General features: G+C 60.7%; 4 protein-coding genes. 1 reads left to right on the top strand and 3 read right to left on the bottom strand.

Features of this window, described 5'->3' with window-relative positions; genetic code table 11:
- Positions 1-118 precede the first annotated feature (118 nt).
- Positions 119-685, bottom strand: a complete 567-nt coding sequence (locus HV744_RS36065) for a hypothetical protein (protein ID WP_175154017.1) — start codon at positions 683-685, stop codon at positions 119-121.
- A 701-nt stretch (positions 686-1,386) separates the two neighbouring features.
- Between HV744_RS36065 and HV744_RS36060 the strand changes: the two genes are divergently transcribed.
- Positions 1,387-2,820 (top strand): pyridoxal phosphate-dependent decarboxylase family protein, encoded by a 1,434-nt coding sequence (locus HV744_RS36060; protein ID WP_175154016.1) that lies wholly within the window; start codon positions 1,387-1,389, stop codon positions 2,818-2,820.
- Between the two features lie 231 nt (positions 2,821-3,051).
- Here HV744_RS36060 and HV744_RS36055 read toward each other — a convergent pair whose 3' ends face one another.
- Both HV744_RS36055 and HV744_RS38170 read right to left on the bottom strand, forming a co-directional pair.
- The gene (locus tag HV744_RS36055) at positions 3,052-4,002 is read right to left on the bottom strand and encodes a tyrosine-type recombinase/integrase (protein WP_175154015.1); all 951 of its coding nucleotides are present in this window, start codon (positions 4,000-4,002) and stop codon (positions 3,052-3,054) included.
- Positions 4,003-4,595: 593 nt separating this feature from the next.
- On the bottom strand, positions 4,596-4,791 hold a 196-nt coding region (locus tag HV744_RS38170; RefSeq protein WP_175154014.1), incomplete at its 5' end, for an ATP-binding protein.

Here is a 4,791-nt window from a genome sequence, read left to right as displayed (position 1 = left end):
GATATATCCGGACCCGTTACCGGGTAACGCAAAATGCCCAAAGGAGATAGCATGTGCCGCTTCACATCGCTTAGTCCAGAAAAACCTGAACGGTCCAGGCGAGGCGCTTACGAAGCAACTACGGTGAAGCACTTTCCGCGCGGCCGACTTCCCCCTCGAGGACCCACAGACGTTCTTCTGATGACGGTCGCTCTACGCGAATCACCCCTGTTCCTTGTAAGTGGCTCAAGCTCCCACTAGCGCTGACAATCTGCCACAGGCCGAAGATGAAGGGCCGTGGAGCTCCGTGCATCTGAGGGACATACTGGAGATGCATTTGAAGCCGCATGGTGAGCTTGTCGCCTGACGGAAGGGTGAACACTAGATAGCCAGGCCCCCCACCATTCGGTTCTGCTTCGTTCCAGCCAGCTGCGGCTGCTTCTTCGGTCGGGACCTCGTGAAACCCCCAATCGAGCACGGTTGCACCTTCAAGCAGGCCTTTGCTTGTCACCTTTCCGCTTTGCTTAAGAACAGCGACGTAGCGCCCGCTGCCTTCGCCGAGTTCGAGCTTGTCGTATTGATTGGGCATACCTCGTTCGCCGGTTTTGATGTTCACAACGAACTCCAGCTTGACTGGATCTGCGCGAGCGAACAGCGAAAACGCGAAGATTCCGAGAGCCAACACAAATCGTGGGGTCTTCTTCATGGGAAACTCTCCCATTACGTTAGCCTTTGCTCCGGCATGGACGAACTCGCCACGTGCTGCGCAGGGCGTGTCTGCTGCCGACGGATGTACGGCTGCGTCCCGGGCGGCTTCACGGGACTGCCAAGCCGTTCTTCTTGTGGTTGATACGTCGGGAACAGCTTACCTTATTTAAGCGCTCGTCAGTCCGAGCCGCGTGGCCATTGCGATCGACGAGCTACCGAGCGGTCCGAACAGCAACGGCTCTTCAATCGAAAGCAGTCGCCTGCGGGGTCGACAACGAAGAAGTCCAGGAAGGGTCGTGTTATGCCCTTTGCATAGCTCGTCGCCGTCGACGGGTCGCGCAATAGGCCGATCGGGCAGACTGCGGCCATCTACGGCCGGTGGCACGCGCTTCCACAGTGTCATTCAAATGTCGGCGCCGCCCAGTCAACGGCCCCTCGCTTGCAGATCACGTCAGTCGTGTCGTCGGCCTTCACAGACGGCTGCGCATCGCTGGCTAAGGCCGGCCAGCACTTCCCAGACGTCTTCCTGAATACGTGGAGAGATGGCTCCCGGCCGTTGCTGCCGGTCGCGCTTTTTTTGAAGCCCACGGCGGCGAACTCCGTTGATCGGGCGGTATCGGGCGTTCGCCGGCACAACAATCGCCAGAATACTTCCTTCTCTGGGTCTATAAATAAGGAATTTCTCCCATAGGGGCTGTCATGTCTGACGAATACCGCGTGGCGCTCGAGCAGGCTTGTGCCTTGGCGTTGGCGTTCCACGGCTCACGTGCGAGCCGAAGTCCGAGCGCGACTGCCAGCTTCGAGGAATTGTGGGCGGCGCTGAACGGATCGACACCTGAAGACGGGATGGTTGCCCACGAAGTCATCCGACAGTTAGCCGAGGGTGCAGACGCGGGCCTCATGGGGGCGGCGGGGCCACGTTCCTTCGCTAAGGTGACAGGCGGCTCGCACCCTGTCGGCGTTGCAGCCGACTGGCTGACAAGCGTATGGGGACAAAACGGTGGGAGCTACCTCGGGTCTCCCGCCAACGCAGTGACCGAGCAAGTCGCTGCGCGATGGCTGCTCGACCTCCTGTCGTTACCGGCGGACTGCTCAATTGGCTTCACGACCGGCGCGACCATGGCAAGTTTCGTGTGCCTTGCCGCAGCGAGAGGTAAGGTATTGCGGCAGGCGGGTTGGAATGCCGATGCTGACGGTCTGTTCGGCGCGCCCGCGATCAACGTATGTATCGGCAACGATGCGCATGCCACTATCTTTGCCGCTTTGCGCTACCTTGGGCTTGGTCACAATCGTGTCATTCGTATCCCCACGGATGATGTGGGGCGCATGCAGGTCGCCGCACTGTCCAGCGCGTTGGCGTCTCATGAGGGGCCGCTCATCGTGATCGCGCAAGCCGGGCAGATCAACACCGGCGCGTTCGACCCATTCAGCGAGATCGCGGACGTCGTACATCGCCACGGTGGATGGCTTCACGTCGATGGTGCTTTTGGTTTGTGGGCACGAGCGAGCCCCGGGTTGATCCATTTGACGGCCGGCATCGAGCATGCAGATTCGTGGGCGGTCGACGGTCACAAGTGGCTGCAAGTTCCGCACGACTGTGGTTACGCAATCGTCCGGGACGCACAAGCCCACCGGCAGGCCATGGCGTTCGAAGCAAGCTACCTTCCCCCGGGCGGCGGAGCATGTCGGGAACCGTTCCACTACGTGCCCGAACTATCGCGACGCGCGCGTGGCTTCGCGACCTGGGCGCTGATCCGCGCACTCGGGCGGAGCGGCATCGCGGCGATGATCGAGCAACACTGTCGTCTGGCCCGGCGCATGGCGGAACGACTTGCGTCCGAGCCTGGCGTGGAGATCCTCAATCAAGTGGAACTGAACCAGTTTGTTGTGCAGTTTGGCAGCGGGGAGTCGCCCGAGTGTCGCGATCAACTGACAAAGGCCGTCGTCGAAAGAATCCAGGCCGCGGGGGTCTGCTACGTTGGTGAGGCCGTCTGGCGCGACCGCCTCGTGATGCGCTTCTCCGTCATTTCCTGGGCGACGACCCAGCAAGACATTGATCAATCCGCCGATTCGATTGTAGCGGCATGGCGACAGGTGAGTGCCGGCATAATCCGCGGGCGATCGGAGCGGTGATCGCATTCCCCGAATAGATGGCGGCAAACTCTGACGCGGGGGAACAAGTGCGCGGATGACCGCTGGACACTCGGAAGCTGCCGTTGGGGGGGCACGGGATTCAACGGCCGGAGTGGGTCGGGAAGAGTCCGCCGAGGCATTGAAAATGGGACATTCCGCCCCTGTTATTGGACAGCGGGAAAGGCCGCCGGATGACAAAGCGGCCCAGGAAAGGTGCTGTCAAGATAACTTCTACTTCGGTAACGCGCACTCGATAAGGCCGGGGCCGAAATCGGCTTGCTCGAGCGTGTCACGCAAGCGGGTAGCGGTTCTGTGGCTGGAAAGGCCTAGCAGTGCGCTTACCTGTTCGTTGGTCTTTCCCTCGCTCAGATGTCTCCGACCATAGGTGTTTCGAAGCAGTCGTGGACTCTCGTCGTCAGCCGCGGCGCCCGCCAGCCGCAGTGCCGTTCGCACACAGGATCCGAGCGTGTCCGCCTTCATTGGCTTTCCTCCGGCGGTTGCTACGAATAGCCAGTTGGTCGGACACGGCATCTCCGTTCGCGCGCCGTGATACATCCACAGCACGTCGACGGCAAAAGGATCAACCGGAACACGGCGAGCGATGCGCGGCCCGTGTTTCTTCACGAAAACACTCATGCGTGCACTGCCGGTGTCGAGATCATCACTCGTCAGTTCCCGCAATTCTGCGGCGGTGATTCCCGATCCCAGAAAGAGCGCAACGATGGCTGTGTTGCGGAGATCCTTGAATGATTCGAAATGTCTTGCGGCGCACACAGCCTGCAGTCGGGCGTCCTCGTCGGCGGGCAGGTAGACCGGGATCGGCTCATCTTCCGGCCAGTGTTCACGGGCGAGCATCCGGCCCGCAGGATTGTCGCTACGGAGTTCGTGCGCAACCAGGTGACGGGACAACCGGTCGATCAGTTTGAGGTATCGCAGTCGCGTGGTTGTGCCGGGCTGACAGTCGTGTTCCAGAGCCGAAAAGAACCCATCAATGTGATCTGCACCGAACGAGGCCACGGTCGTTCGATGCGCCATCAGGTAGTGGTGAAAGCGGGCGAACATCGAGCAGTGCTGGACGATCGACTGTTCAGCGAACGCGCGCCGATCCGCGCCAGTCGCCTCAGCGGATTGCCACAGCAGATATGCGGTTTCCGGGGCCGACGTCCAGAGGTCGAGGTCCATAAAAATCGATATACTGAAATGTGCGTTCACCCTACCACAGGCGAAGCTCACGCTTCGCCAACCGGTCATCCAGGGAGAGGGGGTCGCCACCTTCTGGCGCGCTCTGCATCGAGCGCTGAGCGATCTGCTCAGTGCGCTGCAACTGCGACGGACTTGGCGGTTCCGTCCGACTCTTATCCATTCGACACTCCGATACGCGTGATTCGGGTCAGGTTGTGGGTATGGTACCGGCGCGCACACGATGTCAAGCTGCTGGATCAGCTACCTGGCACGCGTCACCGCACGGCGCCTGATTTTCGGCAGCGGACGGATGCAAAGAGGGAGGGTGAAATGCTGTGCGACTGTCCGCTGCGAAGCCGCTTTGCGGCGGCTGCTTTGATTTAAGGGTTATAGGAAAGCGCGCGAATGACGGAATTGCCGAAAACCTGTCGCGAGAGGCTGTAGGCTCTGATGTGATGGACGTCACGACCGCTCCACTCTGGCATAAACCTCTCGCTGCGTAGCGGGAGTCGTCCATCACATCAGAGCCCTCTGGATTGCCGCGCGCAAAGCCAGGTCCGCGCGGACCGCAATCAGGTCGCGCTGCGCGGCAATCAGGATGAGTCATCTGGATGAGCGGGCACCATAAACTGAAAGATCGCACCGCGCCGCGCGTTCGCGCTCGCCCACAATCGTCCACCATGGGCCTCGATGATCGAACGGCAGATTGACAGCCCCATCCCCAGACCAGCAGGTTTCGTTGTGTAAAAGGGGGCAAAGATGTGCTCGACGTCCTTCGGGGCAAAGCCG

Source organism: Paraburkholderia ultramafica, from assembly GCF_902859915.1.
Taxonomy (GTDB): Bacteria; Pseudomonadota; Gammaproteobacteria; order Burkholderiales; family Burkholderiaceae; genus Paraburkholderia; species Paraburkholderia ultramafica.
The sequence above is the reverse complement of the archived record's forward strand: the minus strand, read 5'-3'. Positions and strand labels throughout refer to the sequence as shown.

Excerpts from the sequence above, each read along its gene's own strand:
- HV744_RS36065 (WP_175154017.1), bottom strand. The coding sequence starts at position 685 with ATGAAGAAGACCCCACGATTTGTGTTGGCTCTCGGAATCTTCGCGTTT.
- HV744_RS36055 (WP_175154015.1), bottom strand. The coding sequence starts at position 4,002 with ATGGACCTCGACCTCTGGACGTCGGCCCCGGAAACCGCATATCTGCTG.
- HV744_RS36060 (WP_175154016.1), top strand. The coding sequence starts at position 1,387 with ATGTCTGACGAATACCGCGTGGCGCTCGAGCAGGCTTGTGCCTTGGCG.